Source organism: Cupriavidus cauae (assembly GCF_026210475.1).
In the GTDB taxonomy this organism is placed as follows: domain Bacteria; phylum Pseudomonadota; class Gammaproteobacteria; order Burkholderiales; family Burkholderiaceae; genus Cupriavidus; species Cupriavidus cauae.
Window position 1 is genome coordinate 1,518,980 of sequence record NZ_CP080293.1, and the last position, 17,533, is coordinate 1,536,512.

The following is a 17,533-nucleotide window of genomic DNA, read 5'->3' on the forward strand; positions in this document are numbered from 1 at the left end:
AGTTCACAGTGTACGTGTGGTTGGTGCTGCCCAACCAAGGCCAAGCGCGGATGACACGTATCGCAGTTGGCTGGCGGATTCCGCACTGATGACATGCGCCCTGGACTGGCGTAGCGGCTGAGCAGCGGCCGAGCGCCGGAGGGACGTCGCGAATAGGGGGAGCGCCGCATGAATCCACACGTTTCAAACGCCACAAGCCCGCTTCACCTTCTCCGCGGCCTGTACCGGAACCGCGATCTGATCCTGCAGATGACCAAACGCGAGGTCCTTGGCCGCTACAAGGGCTCCGTGATGGGCTTGGCATGGTCATTCTTCAACCCAGTGCTGATGCTCGCGGTATATACCTTCGTATTCTCGGAAGTGTTCAATGCGCGTTGGGGATCGGCGGTGGACGCCCAAAGCAAAGGTGACTTCGCCATCATGCTGTTTGTGGGCATGATTGTGCACGGCTTGTTCGCCGAGTGCATTACACGGTCACCGAGCGTCATCACCTCGAACATCAACTACGTCAAGAAAGTGGTGTTCCCGCTCGAGATCCTGCCGCTGGTCGCGTTCTGCGCATCGCTGTTCCACTCCTTGATCGGGCTGCTGGTCCTGCTGGTCGCGCAGCTCCTGATCAATCGAGCGTTCCCATGGACCGCGGTCTACTATCCCCTGGTGGCACTACCGCTCGCGCTCGGATCGATGGGATTCGCCTGGTTTCTGTCCTCCCTTGGTGTTTTCGTCCGGGATGTTGCGCAAGTCACGGGCATCGCGGCTACGGTACTGCTATTCCTGTCACCCGTCTTCTTTCCAGTCTCCGCGCTACCGCCCAAATACCAGTTCTGGATGCAGCTCAATCCCCTGACCTCCATCATCGAAGAGAGCCGAAAGGTGCTGGTGCTGGGGCAGCCTCCGGACTGGTCGGTTCTGCTGCTGTATGCCGCAATCAGCATCGCCGTTGCGTGGCTCGGCTTCTGGTGGTTCCAGAAGACGCGCAAGGGGTTCGCCGATGTCCTCTAACGTCGAAGTGCTCGACGCGATCGACAGTCCGGCGTCACGAACGATTGCGGCGGAAACCAGGCCGTTCGCCATCCGGGCGATGGGTCTGGGGAAGCGCTATGAAATCTACGAGTCCGGGCGTGCCCGCTTGAAGCAGTTCATCTTGCCAAAGTTGAGGCGGCTGGTCGGCATGCGCGCCATCGACTACTTCCGGGAGTTCTGGGCGCTTCACGATGTGTCGTTTGGGATTCGCAAGGGCGAAACGGTAGGCGTGATCGGGCGCAACGGGTCGGGCAAGTCCACGCTGCTGCAGATCATCTGCGGGACGTTGACCCCAACACTGGGCACCGTGGAAACCCAGGGACGAGTTTCGGCGTTGCTGGAGCTGGGCGCCGGCTTCAATCCCGAGTTCACCGGGCGGGAGAACGTCTATCTCAACGGCGCAATCCAGGGCTTCACCAGGTCCGAAATGGATGCCCGCTTCGACGACATCGCGTCCTTCGCCGATATCGGCAGTTTCATCGAACAGCCGGTCAAGACTTACTCCAGCGGCATGTACGTCCGCCTCGCCTTCGCCGTAGCGATCAACGTCGATCCCGACATCCTGATCGTCGATGAAGCGCTGTCCGTCGGCGACGTGCGCTTTCAGGCCAAATGCATGAAGCGCATCAAGACCCTGCAGCAGAACGGTACGACGATCCTCTTCGTCAGCCACGATGTCGGCTCGGTGCGGACCTTGTGCGACCGCGCCATCTGGCTGGACGAGGGCAGGCTACGCATGGACGGCGATGTGTTCCCCGTGACGGGCAGTTTCATGGCGCACCTGTTCGAGGGAGACATTGCGGAACTCGAAGAAGCAACATTGGGCGCGGCGGTCGGGTCGCCTCACGACCATGCGGAAGCCGAGAAGGGCTACGACACCAAGCCGGTCACGCACTGGGGCTCGCATATCGGCTGTATTCGCAACGCCGGCATTTACCGGCAGGACGGACAGCGAGCCGATGTCTTCGAGCTGGGCGAGGAAATGGAAGTGCGCATCGAGTTCCGGCCGCCGCAAGTCGTGGAAAGAGACGATCTCAGCGTGGCTTTCTCGATCAAGGACCTGAAGGGGAGCGACCTCATTGTCTCTTCCACGCACGACCAGAAGCGCATGCGTTTCGAGTCGGACAACGGCATCTATCGCGTTGCCTTCCGCTTCCGCAATCCGCTAGTCACGGGGCGGTATCTGCTCGTCGCGGCGGTCGAGAACCGTGCCAGTCCTGCCATTCACTATTACGAGTACCTGGAGGGAGCGCATTACTTCTCGTCCTCGGCCGCGGCGCGCCTGTTCGGCGTGTTCCAACCGGAAATCACCCAGGAGCTGACCCGTGTATAGGGATGACATCGAGATCAACGACAAGCAGTACTGGGACCTGCGCTTCGAGACGGATTGGGACGAAAGCCAGGGGCGTCAGCAATCCCGCTATTTCGCGCGGCTGGCCATCGATCATCTGCCCTCTTGGTTTCTTCAACTGGCCCGGTCGCAGCGCATGACGATATGCGACTGGGGCTGCGCCGAAGGCGATGGCACCGACGTCCTGGCGGGCTACTTCGGAGCGGGAAGCGTCACCGGCGTTGATTTTTCCGATGCGGCCATCAGGAAGGCCGCTTCCTTTTACCCGCAACTCAAATTCCTGGTGGAGGACTGGGTAACGGCGGCCGCGCCATCGCAGCAGTACGACGTCGTCTTTTCGTCCAATACCCTGGAGCATTTCCATGACCCGCATTCGACATTGCAGCGCTTGATGTCGGCGGCCAGCAAATGCGTGGTCCTGCTTCTGCCGTACCGGGAGTTCGAGCGGCATCCCGAGCATCACCATACCTTCGAGGCATCGAACCTGGCCGTTGCGCCGTCGCGCGAATACGCGCTCGTTCATTCCATCGTGATCGACGCCAGCCGGCATCAACCCTGCTACTGGCCGGGCCTTCAAATCCTGCTGGTCTACGCACGCACCAGCTTTCTGGCTGATAGCGGGGTCGTTCTCAAGGACCTTAGCATCACCGATGAACACGCTACCGCGCTGCGTGACCGCCTGCTCGATACGGAGCAGGAACTCGCCAGGCGCGATGCCAGCATTGCGCAGTTGAACGATGCCGTGGGTGAACGTGAGAGGCGGATCTTGGGGCTTGTGGGTGACCTGGAAGCGGAGAAGAAGCGATCGTCCCGGCTTTACGCGCAGGTAGCCGAGGGGCGGACCGAACTCCAGCGGATCCGCGATGTGCTGGCAACCCGCGACCAGGAACTTCAGGGAGTGGCGCGGGAATTGGCGACCATCAAGGCTACCAGGGGATGGAAGTACCTCACGGCACTGCACCTTGTGCGCAAGCGGGTACTGCCTGAAGGGTCGTTGCGTTACCGCGGTGTCCGCACCGTCTATCGCGGCGGACGGTTCCTCGCCCGCTGCGCGCGAAATGCGAACCGCCGCAATATCGGACTGTTCCTGAACTACATGCGGCTATACGGCCCACGGGTCGCGCTGGAAAGGACCAGGACATACCTGTCTCGCGCGCAGAGCTTTGCGCCGACGGAGCAGGCGGTGGCGCGCGTGGATGTACGTGCGAACGGTCGTGCCGACGAGTTGCTCGCGTATCTGCGCGACAGGCAATACGCGGGGGTCTTTGTCATGGGCTCTTGCTGCATGGGGTGGCATGAGGTCTTCAAGCAGCGGCCGCACCATATTGCCGATTACCTGATGTCCGCCGGCTATCTGGTGCTTTGCGCAATGAACCCGGTTTACCAGGATGACTTCACGGACTGCATCAAGCGCGACGGCGAGCATCTCTTTCTGGTCAATTTCGACGATCGTGCCATCTGGCGTGAGTTCATCGAGTTGCTGGCGGTGGAGAGCCGGGCGCCGCTGTTCTATCACCTGGTTGGGACGGAGCCCGGGACTTCGCTGCAGGATATCGAGCGGCTGAAGCGGCTGGGCTACACGTTCATGTACGACTTCATCGATGAAATCTCGAAGGACATCAATCCGGGGATTTCCGATTTCTGTCTGCTGCGGCACGAGTATCTGTTGCGCGACGAGGACGTGCTGGTAGTGGCGTCGGCTACAATCTCTATCGGCAGTGTGCCCGTTACCGCAAGCGGAACCTGATTTGCGCGCCGAACGGCGTGCGCCTCGAGGACTGGACGCTGGAAGACAACCCTCCGGTTCCGGAGGAGATCCAGGCGATCGTCGACGAAGGCAAGCCGATCGTGGGCTACTACGGCAGCTTTGCCGCCTGGATGAACTATGACCTGATCAAGGTGCTGTCCGAGGCCCGTCCCGATGTCAACATCGTGATGATCGGCTACGACTACGAATGGGGAAAGGGCGCCTTTGCCCAGAGCCGTATTTCCGAGCTTCCCAACGTCCACATTCTGCCCGCCCAGAAATATCACCGGCTCAAGTATTTCTCGCGGTTCTTCGATGCCGGGATCGTACCGTTCCGTGAGTACGAGCTGACCACGTCCGTCTCGCCATTGAAGATGTTCGAGTACATGGCGCAGGGCATTCCCGTGGTGACCAGTGGCATGGACGAGTGTCGCAAGTACGAATCCTGCCTGGTCGCCGACGACGAGCAGGACTTCGTGGCCAAGGTTGGCCACGCCCTCACGCTGAAGAACGATCCGGAGCATCGCGCGAGGCTGCGCAGGGACGCAGAGGCCAATACCTGGGCATCCCGGGCCAAGGCAATCGAAACGTCCATGCTGTCGATGGTCCAGGCCACGGACGGAACATTGCTTACGGTCGTGGTTCCGACCTACAACATGGAGGCGCTGCTGCCACGGTGCATGGAAAGCATGGTGGCGCCCTCCCAGTTTGGCCGGCTGGAGGTGATTGTCGTCAATGACGGTTCGACGGATGGCTCGTTGGAATTGGCGCGGAAGTACGAAAGAAAGTACCCGGGCACCGTCAGGGTCATCGACAAGGAGAACGGCGGACACGGCTCATGCATCAACGCCGGCATTCGCGAAGCAACCGGCAAGTATTTCAAGGTTGTCGACGCCGACGATTGGCTCGATCCGGTCGACCTCACCGAGCACATGCACTATCTGGCAAAGGTGGACACCGACATGGTGGTCACCAACTACCTGCGAAGCTTCGACGGTGGCCGCAGTGAGTTGGTCTCCTATGCCGAACGGCTGGAGGAGAAGGTCTATGAGTTGGCCGACTTCTACAGGCAGGTGATGGTCGACAACTCGAGCCTGTCCTACGCGCACATGCACGCCATCACGTACCGCACGAGTTTGTTGAAGGACAACGACATCCGCATCACGGAAAAGTCGTTCTATGTGGACCAGGAATATATCGCCTTCCCGCAGAAATTCATCCGGAAGGTCTCTTACGAGAATCTGGCGCTCTACCGCTACTACATAGGTAGGCCGGGACAGTCGGTGGCGCCGGACGTGGCACGCAAGCGCGCGCCAGACAACCACAAGATCCTGCGAAACATCATCTCGCTGTACGAGTCATTGCCCGAGAGTTCGGAGCGGCGGCCTTATCTGCTGAACATCGCTTTTCATCACGCCTGGTTCTACCTGACCTACAGCGATGACGACACCGCGAAGCGGGAATTGATGCAGTGGTGGCAACGCACCAACTGGGCGATCAGCAACGAGCTGAATCGGAACTTTCGCATCCTTTGAAGGAGCGGCCATGAAGAGGATCGCTGTTGCGGGTGCCGGTCTGTCGGGCGCAGTGATCGCGCATGAACTGGCACTGACAGGGGAGTACGAGATCGAGGTCTTCGAGGCAAGGAACCATGTCGCGGGGAATTGCCACGCGGTACGCGATTCCGAGACCGGCATCATGATCCACCAGTACGGCCCGCACATCTTCCATACGAGCAACGAACGGGTCTGGAAATACATCCAGCAGTTTGCGGTGGTTCAATTTCCTCAGACAGGTCGATAAGTGGAAAATCACGATCGACGAGGAAAAAGACCGAACCATGAAGCAACGCCGCAAATTTGACCCTGCCTTCAAGCTGGAGGTGGTCCGGATGATCCGGGATCAAGGCCTGTCGGTGGCCGAGGTGTGCCACTCGATGGCCATTGGCGAGACGGCCGTACGGCGCTGGCTGGCCCAGTACGACGCCGAGCTCAAGGGCGAGAAGGGGATTGGTAGGCCGCTGACGCCGGAGCAGCAACGCATCCGTCAGCTGGAGGAAGAGAACCGGCGCCTGAAGGAGGACAACCTGATCCTAAGAGACCGTTTCAAAAAGAGCCCCGGGGGGCTGTTAACCTTTTCGGCAAGCTGTTAACCTTGGCCATCTGAACAACTGGAACCGAGGGGATGAGCGCGCCGATCATTGATGATGAACTGTGGGCACTGATCGAACCTTTGCTGCCGCCGCCGAAACCGCGACGCAAGAAATATCCAGGGCGGCTCCCGGTTTCGAACCGGGCTGCACTGAACGGCATCCTGTTCGTGTTCAAGACTGGCATACGCTGGTGCGACCTGTCGACCAAGTTGGGATTCGGGTCGGGGCCGACCTGCTGGAGGCGCTTGCGCGATTGGCAGAAGGCCGGCGTTTGGAAGCGATTGCACGAGCTACTGCTGGCGAAGTTACGCGAGGCCGGCGAACTCGACTTCTCCCGAGCAGCCGTCGATTCATCGTCTGTGCGAGCCGTTGGGGCGGGCGAAAAACTGGTCCGAACCCCACGGATCGCTCGCGACCAGGTTCCAAGCATCACATCCTCGTCGACGCAAATGGCGTCCCCATCAGCGCAATCCTGACCGGGGCGAACCGCAACGACGTCACCCAACTGCTGCCGCTCGTCGACGCGATCCCGCCAATTCGCGGCGTGCGCGGTCGCCCGCTTCAAAAGCCCAAAGTCATCTACGCAGACCGTGGCTACGACTCCGAGCCGCATCGTCAGCGGCTTCGCGAGCGCGGCATCAAACCGGTGCTCGCCAAGCGCCGGACAGAACACGGCAGTGGCTTGGGCAAATTCCGCTGGGTTGTCGAACGTACTCACGCGTGGCTTCACAACTTTCGTCGTCTTCGCATTCGCTTCGAACGTCGAGCCGACATTCACGAAGCGTTCCTAAAACTCGGCTGCTCTCTCGTCTGCTGGAACATCTTCAGGCGCGCTGAGCCGTCTTTTTGAAACAGTCTCTAAAAAAGGCATCGGCCTTCTTCGCCCGCGAACTGAAGTGATGTATCACGCAGTCAGTGGTTTGCAGAAGGAGGCCATTCCCCTGAGCCGCGCCTGCCTGGCGCTGGGTGTCAGCCGCGCTGGCTATTATGCGTTCTTGCGCCGCCCCGGTGGCGACGCCAAGCGGACCAGACAGATGGTGTACGTGCGCGCCGCATTCGAGGCCAGCGGGCGCACCTATGGCAGCCGGCGGGTGGCGCGGGATGTGAGCCGGCAAGGGGTCAAGATCGGCCGGTATCGCGCTCGCACGCTGATGCGTCAGGCCCATCTGCGTCCGGTGTGGAAACGCAAATTTGTGGCAACGACCAACAGCCGGCACGACCGGCCGGTCGCGCGCAACGTGCTGGATCGACAGTTCAGACCCGCGGCGCCCAACCAGGCGTGGGTGTCGGATATCACGTATATCCGCACGCTAGAGGGCTGGCTGTACCTGGCGGTGGTGCTGGACCTGTACTCCCGCAAGGTCGTGGGCTGGTCCATGGCCGCGGCCATGCCGTCCACCCTGGTGGTAAGCGCGTTGCAGATGGCCATTGCGCACCGCAAGCCGGGGCCGGGTCTGATCGTGCATTCGGATCGTGGCAGCCAGTACGCCAGCGACGAGTACCAGAGCTTGCTGGCGCGTCACGGGATGGTCTGCAGCATGAGCCGCCTGGGCGACTGCTGGGACAACGCGGTGGCCGAACGCTTCTTCCTGAACTTGAAAATGGAGCGCGTGTGGCAGCGCCGCTACGCCGACCGGGCCGAAGCCCGGCGCGACATCATGCAGTACATCGTTGGCTTCTATAACCCCATGCGTCTGCATTCGACACTGGGGTATGAGTCGCCGCAGGATTACGAGGACAAGTTCAACCAGACCACCTTAACGACTGTCTGATAAAACTTGACCACCGCAGTTCGACGAATTCATGCCATTCACGAACCGGGTGAAGGCCATCACGCAGGGGCGTGTCTATTCCCTACCGGTCAACTTGCTCACCATCAATCAGTTTTTTGGCAAGACGTTCTCCCCGGCGCAGGCGCAGGCATTTCTCGAATCCCAGGCCGACACCACCATTGTCGAGCCGAAGACCTTCGAGGAGCAGGCGCTGCGCTTCGTGGGGCGCGAGCTGTATGAGGCCTTCTTCAAGGGATACACCATGAAGCAATGGGGAATGCATCCGTCCGAACTGCCGGCCAGCATTCTCAAGCGGCTGCCGGTCCGGTTCAACTACGACGACAACTACTACGCGAGCAATTTCCAGGGCATGCCTCGAAACGGGTACACCTACATCGTGGAGAAGATGCTCGACCATCCCGCCATCACGGTGCACCTGAATACCCCCTTGTCGCGCGACATGGGAGGGGGATACAGCCACCTGTTCTACAGCGGACCAATCGATGGCTGGTTCGGCTATTCGGAAGGGCGGCTCGGATACCGAACCCTGGATTTTGCCGAAGAGCGCCATCACGGCGATTACCAGGGCAATGCGGTCATCAACTACGGCGATATCGAGGTGCCGTGGACACGCATCTCCGAACACAAGCATTTTGCGCCGTGGGAAAGCCACGAGCCCACCGTGATCTTCAAGGAGTACAGCCGCTTGTGCGAGGAGGGCGATACGCCTTACTACCCGATCCGCCTGGTCAACGAAAAGGCGCAGCTGGCCCGATACATCGGGAGAGCACAAGCAGAAAGAAACGTGACGTTCGTGGGCCGGCTGGGCACCTATCGGTATCTGGATATGCACGTGACCATCGCCGAAGCGCTCGACGTGGTGGAGAAATATCTCGCCACCACGACCACGGGCGAGGCGATGCCGGCGTTCGTGGTCGACCCGATCTGATCGACCGGCGTTCGCTCCACTATCCATCCCTCTCGTATCGGACCTGCCATGAAACGAAAGATCCTTTGTGCGGTGGGTACCCGTCCCGAGGCCATCAAGATGGCCCCAGTCATTCGGGCCCTCGCGAGGGAGCCCTGGGCCGAGGTGCGGGTATTGGCGACCGCGCAGCATCGCCACATGCTGGATCAGGTTCTGAAGATCTTCAATATCGAGCCCAATATCGACCTCGACATCATGCGGCCCAACCAGGCGCTGACTACGCTGACCGCCAGACTGTTGCTCGATCTGGACGATGCACTGCAAGCCGAAAAGCCCGAGGCCGTCCTGGTGCAAGGCGATACGACTACCGTGATGGCTGTCGCGCTTACCTGCTTTTATCACCGGATTCCAATTGGACATGTCGAAGCCGGGCTTCGAACCGGGGACATGGCAAATCCCTTCCCGGAAGAGATGAACCGTGTGGTGGCGGGGCGGCTCGCGCAATGGCACTTCTGCCCGACCACCAGTTCCAGCGAAAACCTCAGGAGAGAAGGGATACCGGAGAATGCGATTTACGTCACCGGCAATACGGTGATCGACGCCCTGCTCGATGTCTCTGCCCGCTGCGATAGCGCAATGCCGGCGGTCGGCGAAGGGCGTCGCCTGATCCTTGTCACTTCGCACCGCCGGGAGAACTTCGGCGAGGCGATGAAACAAACCTTCTGCGCGGTGCGCGATATCGCCAACAGCAACCCGGATGTGGAGATTCTGTATCCGGTGCATCCGAATCCGAACGTCCATACGCTCGCACACCAGATTCTCGGCGGGCATCCACGCATCACGCTGTGCGAGCCGCTCGATTATTTGCCGTTCGTGGCGGCAATGAAGAAGGCTTATCTGATACTGACCGACTCCGGCGGCGTTCAGGAGGAAGCTCCGGCCCTGGGCAAGCCGGTGCTGGTGATGCGCAGGGAAACCGAACGCCCGGAGGCGGTGGTCCAGGGTGTCGTCAAGCTGGTGGGCGCCGACTACGAGGCAATCGTGTCGAACACGCAGCGGCTGCTCGACGACTCCACTGCGTATGCGGCAATGGCGCGCGGTGTCTCGCCATACGGGGACGGGCGCGCCGCCGAGCGCATCGTCAACGTACTGCGCGAGCGCTATGCCGGATAACATGCGCCTGCTCTATTTCGCTCCGGTTCCGATGGCCAGCTACTGGCAGCGGCCCCATTATTTCGTCCACCACATGGTGACGAACGTGGACGCCGAAGTGCTGTGGGTCGATCCTTATCCGACACGGTTGCCGCGACTTGCCGACTTTGCGCTGTTGGGCAAGGCATCCGTTGCGCGGCATGTCCCTGTGAGTCGCGTTGCGACACAGCGGGCAGGCGGGCTTCCTATCGAGCCCCTTGCGGGTTCGGAGCTGATCAATCAATTCTTCTGGAGGGCGGCCTGGCGGCGATGCGAGCAGTTTTGCTTGCGAGGACCGACTGTCGTCGGTGTCGGCCGGCCATCCAAACTGGCAGTGCGCGCTTTGCGAACCTTCGACGCGAAATGCCGTTTTCTTGATGCCATGGACGACTATCCGCTGTTCTACCAGGGGATATCGCGTCGAAGCATGTCCCGGGTGGAGCGGCAGATCGCCGATATGGTCGATGTGGTGATCTGCTCGGCCACCGGCCTGAAACAGAAATTTCTAAGGATGACGGCGGGAAAAGCCGCGGTGGACGTGGTTCCGAACGGCTACGACATGAGCAGACTCCCGCCCGCCGACGCCTGTACGCGCCGGGCCGGCGCCGCGATCGGATTTGTCGGCACCATGGGGGAGTGGTTCGATTGGGACCTTGTCGTGGAACTCGCGCGGGCCCTGCCGGAGCAACAGGTGCAGTTGATCGGCCCGGTACGCAGCCGGGTTCCGTCCCTGCCCCCGAACGTTCGCGTCTCTCCGGAATGCACGATGCATGAAGCAATCGAACATTGCCGGACCTTTGCGGCCGGTTTGATCCCATTCAAGATCAACGCGCTGACTGCATCGGTCGATCCCATCAAGTTCTACGAACTGCGGGCCCTTGGGGTGCCCGTGTGGACATCCGCCTTCGGAGAAATGCGGCGTCGTATCGAGGGCGGGCAGGCCGAACGGATCGAAAAGGGCATGGATTGGCGCTCGCTGTGGGCGCGAACCACCCGTCAGTCGCCCTCGGCAAGCGACATCGCGCAGTTCCGCGAGCAGCACGATTGGCAGGGCCGCTTCAACCACGCGGTCACGCTGCTTAGATCGAGGACGCGGGGCTGATACTCCGGCCCTTCGCGTCTGGCCCCGCAAGAAGTGTTGCCCATCGCTTGCCGATCTCGCGTCCATCGTACCCCGCGGCGAATGCCCGGCCCGCTTGCCCCATTGCCATGGCGCGATTCGGCTCGCGAATGAGCGTGCAAACCGCGGTACCGAAGGCCGCGGCATCGTCCGGAGGGACGACGATCGCCACCTCGCGGCCGCTCAACAACTCCCTGGGCCCCGTTTCGCAATCGGTCGACACGACGGGCAATCCGAACGCCATGGCCTCCAGCAACACGAGCCCGAAGCCTTCATAACGAGACGGAAGGCAAAACAGGGACGCCTGCCGATACAGGGGTTCGAGCTCCTTTCGTGCGGGCAGGAAGCGGACGCATTGCTGCAGACCCAGTCCATCCCGCAGCCTCACCAGTTCATCGCGCAGCTCTCCATCGCCGACGATATCGAGCCGCCAATCGGGACAATGTCGATGGACGAGCGCCCATGCATGCAGCAGGACGTCGAAGCCTTTGGCATGGGTGAGGCGCCCGACCGCCAGGGCCACATTCGACGTCGCCGGCACCGTCTCGCGTGGCATGGGAAGCGGCAACGCGTTCGGAATGACCACGACGTTCCGGCACCGAAGCGCGGTTTCCCATTTGCGGCGATCACGATGGGTCAGGACGACGACATGCTCGCAGGTGCCGACGGCCAGCCGCCGCGCCAGCCGTCGTGCCCGTCGCCCGAGATCCTGGTCGAAATTGCAATGTTCCCAGGCGATGCGCCGCACGCCGAGGCCCATGCATGCCGGCAGCGTAAACAACGTCAGCATCGTATCGACCTCGATCAACACCTCGATCTCATGCCGCTTCAGATACCGACGAATGCCGAGGACGGTCGTCATGTACCGCGTCTTGAACGAAGGCCGCTGCGCGAACAGCGCATCGTGTCGCACCGCCGGTTCGAGTTCGAAGCAGCTCGCGGCGTCCCACAGGCTCAGGATATGCACCGTGTACCCGCGCCGCGCCAGCTCGTTGGCGATCACTGCGGTCATGCGCTCGGCGCCGGCGAATGCGTTCAGCGTCCCGGTCAGGAAGCAGAGGGTCGGCTTAGTGCTCATGCGCTGCCCTTGCCGTCCGCAGCGACGTGGCCGTCCGGCAGCGCCACCACAGCGCGAGCCCGATCAGGACCGCGAATCCGTTGGCCAACGCATACCCTGCGACCGCACCCCAGATGCCATAACGCGGCACCGCGATCAGGTCGAAAATCAGGATCATCGCCAGCGTGCCGGCCCATTTCAGCGCGACCCATTCGGGCTTGCGCAGATACACCGGCAGCAGGGTCAGGCCGACATCGACGAACACCAGCGCGGTCGCGAATGCCGCGACGCGCAGCAGCCCGACGGCCGCGCCGAACTGTTCGCCGTAGAGCAGATGGATGATCCAGTCGGCGGCAGCGGCAATCACCGCCGCGCCGGCCAGGCCCACCGCGCCGAGCAGCAGCGCCAGGCGTCCGACATTGCGTCGTGCCAGCACGGGATCCGCTTGCCCGTAGACATAGACCGGCGCGGCGCCTGCCGCGATGATGGTCGCCGCGGCCGCGTAGTTGTCGAGGATCTGCATCGTCGCGGCATAGGCGCCGAAGTCTGCGAGCGGCACCAGCGGCTGCAGGATCAGCTGATCGACGCGGCGCGCGGCCATCATCATCATGAAGCTGGCCCAGAACAGCGTGCCGCCGCGCAGCAGTTGACCCGCCAGCGCGGAATCGACCGCGATGCGTCGGTGCGGCACGCGGCTCAGGTAGTAGCCGGCGAGCAGCAGCGCCAGCACCACCGCCTCGACCGCGAAGGCGCTGGCGAAGGCCGGTGCGGCGCGGCTGCCGGCGGTGAACAGCAGCGCCACCATGCCGGCCTTGATGGTCAGCGAAATCAGGCTGAACACGGTGGCCGGCCGGTTGTTGGTATGCGCCTGCATCCAGGCGCCGACCACGCCAAACGGTTCGCGCAGCAGGATGGCGATGCCGAGCAGCAGCGCCACGGCCCAGACCTCGGCGGCGGCGCCTGCCACGGCCAGGTAGCCGCACATCAGCGCATAGCCGAGCAGGCCGCCGAACGCGCGCAGCACGAAGGCGTGCGCCAGCAGGCGATGCTGCGCCGTGCTGCCGGAATCGGCGACCAGCCGCGGCACCACCACTTCGCTGCCGCAGATCAGCGCGACCGACGCCGCGATCGTGACCACGGCCTGGGCATACTGGAAATGCGCGAAGCCTTCGGGGCCGAGCGCGCGCGCCAGCATCGCGACGATGGCGATGCCGGTGACCACCTGCAGCCCGCGCTCGGTCAGCATCCACAGCAGGTTGCCGGCGACGCGTCTGCGCATCAGGCGGTCCCCATGCGTGCGTGGGCCTTTGCAGCGGCAAGCGCGGCGTAGCGGGCCAGCCATTGGTCCGCGATGGCCTCGAGGCCGAGCGAATCCGCGATATGCCGATGCCTTGCCGCTTGCTGTGCGATGTCGCCGCGTCCGTCGCGCAGGGCGCGAGCGAGGGCGGCTGCCAGCGCGTCGGCATCGCCGCGCGGTACGACCTGGCCAAAGCCGTCGACCATCTGCGCGACACCGGCCGCATCGGTCGCCACTACGGGGCAGCCGCAGGCCATCGCTTCGCCGACGACCAGCGGCATGCCCTCGATGTCGGACGACAGCGCAAACACGTCCGCCGCATTGAGCAGGGCCGGGATATCGGCGCGCGTGCCGAGCAGACGGACGCGGTCGCCGATCGAGAGGGCGGCAATGCGGCGTTCCAGCGCGGCGCGTTCGGGGCCGTCGCCCGCGATCAGCAGTTGTGCGGAGGCAAGCGACGACGGCAGGCGGGCAAATGCCTCCAGCAGCAAAGCCTGGTTCTTCTCGGGGACGAGTCGTCCGACATGAAGCAGCAGCGGGGTGGCCGCATCGAGGCCCAGCGCCGAGCGCGTCTGCGCCCGCGCCGTGCCATCGGGCCGGAACCGTGCGGTATCGATGCCATTGGGCATCACCGCGATGCGCCCCGCCGGCACCGCACCAGCCGTGATCATTCTTTCCCGGCCCTCGGCGCTGACATGCGTCGTCAGGCCGGCCCAGCGATCGGTCAGCCGATAGGCCAGCATGCGCGCCGTGCCGCCCTCGCGGGCACTGTGCGCGGTGCAGATCAGCGGCGGCATCGCGCGCGCCGGACCGGTCGCGATCAAGGCGCGGCCGAACAGGTTGGCATGGACCATATGCGCGTGGATGACGTCCGGCCGCCAGTGCTGGACGAAACGGCGCATCTGCCGCAGGGCCCGCGCCATCGACCACGGCGTCTTGCGCATGGCGAGATCCAACGTCTCGATGCCCGGCGGCAATGCGACCTCGCATCCCGGCGTCAGGCTGGCCACCGCCACCGCGTGGCCGAGTGCATCGAAGCGGCGCGCAAGCGCGGCGACCTGCTGCTCTGCGCCGCCAAGGCGCAGGCCGGTGGTCAGCAGCAGAATGCGCATCGGCGATCGCGACAACTGCGGCGATTCCGTGGAGGCGGACGAGGCGGACGAGGCGGACGAAGCCGGCGCGAACGGCGAGCCAGTCGAGCCCAACGAACGGGCCGCATCCGGCGACAGCCCCGGCACCGGCGCCACGCCTTGCTCACGCGCCCGCATCAACGCGCCCCGTATCCGGTCAGCAGCGTCCGCACCGTCTTCACCGCCACCAGCAGGTCCAGCGCGAAGCTGCAATGCTTGACGTAGTACAGGTCGTAGCTGAGCTTGGTGACGGTCTCCTCGTGCGTGCCCGCATAGCCCTGCTGGACCTGCGCCCAGCCGGACAGCCCCGGCCGCACCAGATGCCGGTACGGGTAGTAAGGGATCGTGTCGGCGAAGCGCTCGACCATCGGCACCTGCTCGGGACGCGGTCCGATCAGGCTCATGTCGCCCGTCAGCACGTTCCATAGCTGCGGAATCTCGTCGAGCCGGTATTTGCGGATCACGCGGCCGACGCGCGTCACGCGCGGATCGCGCCGGGCGGCAAAGCGCGCGGTGTCCTGCGGCGCAGTTTCCATGCTGCGGAACTTCAGCATCGTGAACGGCTTGCCGAGCAGTCCGACGCGGCTCTGCCGGAACAGCGCCGGGCCGGGGGAGTCCAGGCGGATCGCCAGCGCCACCACCAGCGCCGCGGGCAGCGCCAGCGGCGCCAGGCACAGTACCGTGGCCACATCGATCAGGCGCTTCAGATAGCCGTAGAAATAGTGCGCGGCATGATCGTCGAGGAAGTTCTCGTCGATATGGTCGAGCCCGAGCCGGCCGGTCAGCATCTCGCCCACGCGCTCGACCGAGTAGATCCGCACGTGGCTCATCTTGTAGCGCGCCAGCAGCCGGGTCCGTTCCGGATCGGCGGCGGCACTGCGGTCGAGCATCAGGCCGTCGCAATGCACCGCTTCCTCGATCGAGCCGATCGGCTCGAAGCGGGTGCGTCCCGGCGGCAGCGCGCCGGGCATCGCCAGCAGCTGCTGCAGTTGCGCGAGGGCGGCGGGGTCGGTGTAGCCGAACACCGGCACGTAGTTCTGCACATAGCGCCGGTAGCCGGCCCAGATCCACGCCAGCGTGGTCAGGTAGCCGAGCAGCAGCGCGCCGCGCGAGTACGGGATCTGGAAGGCGGCGAAGGCGAACAGCAGCGCGACGAAGGGCAGCGTCGCCGCCAGGCCGACCAGGCTGTTGCCTTCCATCGCCGGCAGATGCAGCGAGCGGTGCAGCAGCACGAAGGCGAGCAGGTAAGGCGCGATCGACCACAGCAGCGTGCGCGGGAACACGTGCGTCACGTAGCCGGCCTGATGCGCCGCCTCGGCCAGTCCCATGTTGAGCGCGAACGGCAGCAGGCCGAGCAGGGCCCAGCCGAGCATACGGCTGGCGCGGCGCATCGTTTCGGAGCCGCGGGCGCGGATGGCCAGGGCGGGGCGGGCGGTGCCCGATGCCTTGTTCATACGCATCGCCTCAGGCCCTGTCCCGCGCGAGCGGCGCGTTGGCCGGCGTGGCGCTGGGCAGGTGTTCGCGGTAGATCGACCAGGTCGCATCGGCCATCGCCGCCACGCCATAATGCAGCGCCCAGCGTTCGCGTGCGGCCGTGCCGAGTGACGTGCGCAGCGTGGCATCGCCGGCCAGGCGGGTCAGCGCATCGGCCAGCGCCGTCACGCTGCCCGGCGCGCACAGCAGCCCGCAACGGCCCTCGTCGAGTTGTTCGCGAATGCCGGGCAGATCGGTGGCGACCACCGGCAGGCCGGCGCGCATCGCCTCGAGAATGGACAGCGGAAAGCCCTCGTGGTCGGAGGCCAGCACGAAGGCCTGCGCCGAGGCCAGCAGCGCGGGCACCGCGGCGACGTTGCCGGTGAACACCACGCGGCCCGGAGCGAGACGCTGCGCGAGCGCACGCATGGCCGGCAATTGCGGGCCATCGCCGGCGATCACCAGCTCGCAGCGGGCCAGCGCGCCATCGCCAGGTTCGGCGCGTTCGGCGGACTCGGCCATCTCGGCGAGTTTGGCGAAGGCGCGGATCAGCAGATCGGGCCGTTTCGGGGCGGCAAAGCGCGCAACCATCACGATGCGATGCATCGGCGCGCCAGGTTCGGCCCGCTCGGGGACATCGCCAATGCCGTTGTGGATCACCGCGATCCGCCGCGCGGGCAGCGGCAGGCTGCGTGCCAGTTCGCGCTCGGCCTCGGACACGCAGATCAGCCGTGCGGTCAGCGGGGCCAGCAACCATTCCGCGACGCGGGCGGCGAGCCGTTGCCGGCGCGGCGCGGCCGGCTTGAAGCCGAAGCCGTGCACGGTATAGACGACCGGGATGCCGAGCAGCCAGCCGGCGATGCGGCCCAGGGCGCCGGCCTTGGCGCTGTGCGCGTGGATCAGATCCGGATCGGCCTGCCGCAGCGCCTTCATCAGCTCGCGCAGCGCCGCGATCGCGCGCAGCGGCGACAACGCGTTGTCGAGCCGGGACAGCCGGACCGTGCGCGCGCCCAATGCCTCGGCGGCCGGCAGCAGCGGACCGTCGCCGCCGGCCAGCACGATCGCTTCCACGCGCTCGCCCAATGCCTCCAGCAGCGTGGCCACATGGGCCTGCGCGCCGCCGATCTCCGAATTGGTGATCAGGTAGGCGATGCGGGCCCGCTCGGCCTGTCCCAGGTCCGCCGCCGAGGCGGAGGCAGGCAAGCGCTCGGGTTCGGCGCAACGCGGGGACCAACGCAAGGACCAACGCAAGGACCAACGCAGGGACCGGCGCTGCGACCGGCGCGCCGGAG

Annotated in this window: 14 protein-coding genes and 2 pseudogenes; 11 read left to right on the forward strand and 5 right to left on the reverse strand. The window is 64.1% G+C overall.

What is annotated here, in order from left to right:
• Positions 1-168 precede the first annotated feature (168 nt).
• The 11 genes and pseudogenes from KZ686_RS06785 to KZ686_RS06835 all read left to right on the forward strand — a co-directional run bounded on the left by KZ686_RS06785 (position 169) and on the right by KZ686_RS06835 (position 11,266).
• Positions 169-1,002 carry an ABC transporter permease gene (locus KZ686_RS06785; RefSeq protein WP_265633295.1) on the forward strand — a complete coding sequence of 278 codons (834 nt, stop codon included), beginning with the start codon at positions 169-171 and terminating at the stop codon, positions 1,000-1,002.
• Complete coding sequence (locus KZ686_RS06790) at positions 992-2,356, forward strand: ABC transporter ATP-binding protein (protein ID WP_265633296.1); 1,365 nt, start codon at positions 992-994, stop codon at positions 2,354-2,356. The genes KZ686_RS06785 and KZ686_RS06790 overlap by 11 nt, the downstream gene beginning before the upstream one ends.
• A complete protein-coding gene (locus KZ686_RS06795; RefSeq protein WP_265633297.1) occupies positions 2,349-4,121 on the forward strand; it encodes a methyltransferase domain-containing protein in 1,773 nt (590 codons plus the stop codon). The genes KZ686_RS06790 and KZ686_RS06795 overlap by 8 nt, the downstream gene beginning before the upstream one ends.
• 17 nt (positions 4,122-4,138) lie before the next feature.
• Positions 4,139-5,656: a glycosyltransferase gene (locus KZ686_RS06800; RefSeq protein ID WP_265633298.1), complete on the forward strand. Its 1,518-nt coding sequence runs from the start codon at positions 4,139-4,141 to the stop codon at positions 5,654-5,656.
• A 10-nt stretch (positions 5,657-5,666) separates the two neighbouring features.
• Positions 5,667-5,924: an NAD(P)-binding protein gene (locus KZ686_RS06805; RefSeq protein ID WP_322784911.1), complete on the forward strand. Its 258-nt coding sequence runs from the start codon at positions 5,667-5,669 to the stop codon at positions 5,922-5,924.
• Between the two features lie 37 nt (positions 5,925-5,961).
• Positions 5,962-6,228, forward strand: a pseudogene (locus KZ686_RS06810) (transposase); the annotation flags it as partial.
• A gap of 77 nt (positions 6,229-6,305) precedes the next feature.
• A protein-coding gene (locus tag KZ686_RS06815) for an IS5-like element ISJp4 family transposase (RefSeq protein ID WP_086004422.1) occupies positions 6,306-7,123 on the forward strand; the annotation gives its coding sequence in 2 pieces (ribosomal slippage) (positions 6,306-6,654 and positions 6,654-7,123; 819 coding nt in all).
• Between the two features lie 10 nt (positions 7,124-7,133).
• A pseudogene (locus tag KZ686_RS06820) lies at positions 7,134-8,045 on the forward strand (IS3 family transposase); the annotation flags it as partial.
• 31 nt (positions 8,046-8,076) lie between these two features.
• On the forward strand, positions 8,077-8,994 hold the full coding sequence (locus KZ686_RS06825; protein ID WP_322784912.1) for a UDP-galactopyranose/dTDP-fucopyranose mutase family protein: 918 nt from the start codon (positions 8,077-8,079) through the stop codon (positions 8,992-8,994).
• A 48-nt stretch (positions 8,995-9,042) separates the two neighbouring features.
• The gene (gene wecB, locus KZ686_RS06830; RefSeq protein WP_265633299.1) at positions 9,043-10,146 is read left to right on the forward strand and encodes a non-hydrolyzing UDP-N-acetylglucosamine 2-epimerase; all 1,104 of its coding nucleotides are present in this window, start codon (positions 9,043-9,045) and stop codon (positions 10,144-10,146) included.
• A gap of 1 nt (position 10,147) precedes the next feature.
• Complete coding sequence (locus tag KZ686_RS06835; protein WP_265633300.1) at positions 10,148-11,266, forward strand: glycosyltransferase family protein; 1,119 nt, start codon at positions 10,148-10,150, stop codon at positions 11,264-11,266.
• On the opposite strand, the gene KZ686_RS06840 is transcribed toward KZ686_RS06835, so the two are convergent.
• The 5 genes from KZ686_RS06840 to KZ686_RS06860 form a co-directional block, all read right to left on the reverse strand.
• Positions 11,244-12,362: a glycosyltransferase family 4 protein gene (locus KZ686_RS06840; protein ID WP_265633301.1), complete on the reverse strand. Its 1,119-nt coding sequence runs from the start codon at positions 12,360-12,362 to the stop codon at positions 11,244-11,246. The genes KZ686_RS06835 and KZ686_RS06840 overlap by 23 nt on opposite strands.
• Positions 12,352-13,620, reverse strand: a complete 1,269-nt coding sequence (locus KZ686_RS06845) for a lipopolysaccharide biosynthesis protein (RefSeq protein ID WP_265633302.1) — start codon at positions 13,618-13,620, stop codon at positions 12,352-12,354. Before KZ686_RS06845 ends, KZ686_RS06840 begins: the two co-directional genes overlap by 11 nt.
• Positions 13,620-14,750 carry a glycosyltransferase gene (locus KZ686_RS06850; protein WP_265633303.1) on the reverse strand — a complete coding sequence of 377 codons (1,131 nt, stop codon included), beginning with the start codon at positions 14,748-14,750 and terminating at the stop codon, positions 13,620-13,622. The genes KZ686_RS06845 and KZ686_RS06850 overlap by 1 nt, the downstream gene beginning before the upstream one ends.
• 155 nt (positions 14,751-14,905) lie before the next feature.
• On the reverse strand, positions 14,906-16,222 hold the full coding sequence (locus KZ686_RS06855; RefSeq protein WP_223819792.1) for an exopolysaccharide biosynthesis polyprenyl glycosylphosphotransferase: 1,317 nt from the start codon (positions 16,220-16,222) through the stop codon (positions 14,906-14,908).
• Between the two features lie 10 nt (positions 16,223-16,232).
• Positions 16,233-17,444, reverse strand: coding sequence for a glycosyltransferase family 4 protein (locus KZ686_RS06860; protein ID WP_265633304.1), 1,212 nt, complete (start codon positions 17,442-17,444; stop codon positions 16,233-16,235).
• Positions 17,445-17,533: the final 89 nt, after the last annotated feature.

Excerpts from the sequence above, each read along its gene's own strand:
- KZ686_RS06855 (WP_223819792.1), bottom strand. The coding sequence starts at position 16,222 with ATGAACAAGGCATCGGGCACCGCCCGCCCCGCCCTGGCCATCCGCGCC.
- wecB (WP_265633299.1), top strand. The coding sequence starts at position 9,043 with ATGAAACGAAAGATCCTTTGTGCGGTGGGTACCCGTCCCGAGGCCATC.
- KZ686_RS06790 (WP_265633296.1), top strand. The coding sequence starts at position 992 with ATGTCCTCTAACGTCGAAGTGCTCGACGCGATCGACAGTCCGGCGTCA.
- KZ686_RS06805 (WP_322784911.1), top strand. The coding sequence starts at position 5,667 with ATGAAGAGGATCGCTGTTGCGGGTGCCGGTCTGTCGGGCGCAGTGATC.
- KZ686_RS06845 (WP_265633302.1), bottom strand. The coding sequence starts at position 13,620 with ATGCGCAGACGCGTCGCCGGCAACCTGCTGTGGATGCTGACCGAGCGC.
- KZ686_RS06835 (WP_265633300.1), top strand. The coding sequence starts at position 10,148 with ATGCGCCTGCTCTATTTCGCTCCGGTTCCGATGGCCAGCTACTGGCAG.
- KZ686_RS06785 (WP_265633295.1), top strand. The coding sequence starts at position 169 with ATGAATCCACACGTTTCAAACGCCACAAGCCCGCTTCACCTTCTCCGC.
- KZ686_RS06850 (WP_265633303.1), bottom strand. The coding sequence starts at position 14,750 with ATGCGCATTCTGCTGCTGACCACCGGCCTGCGCCTTGGCGGCGCAGAG.
- KZ686_RS06825 (WP_322784912.1), top strand. The coding sequence starts at position 8,077 with ATGCCATTCACGAACCGGGTGAAGGCCATCACGCAGGGGCGTGTCTAT.
- KZ686_RS06840 (WP_265633301.1), bottom strand. The coding sequence starts at position 12,362 with ATGAGCACTAAGCCGACCCTCTGCTTCCTGACCGGGACGCTGAACGCA.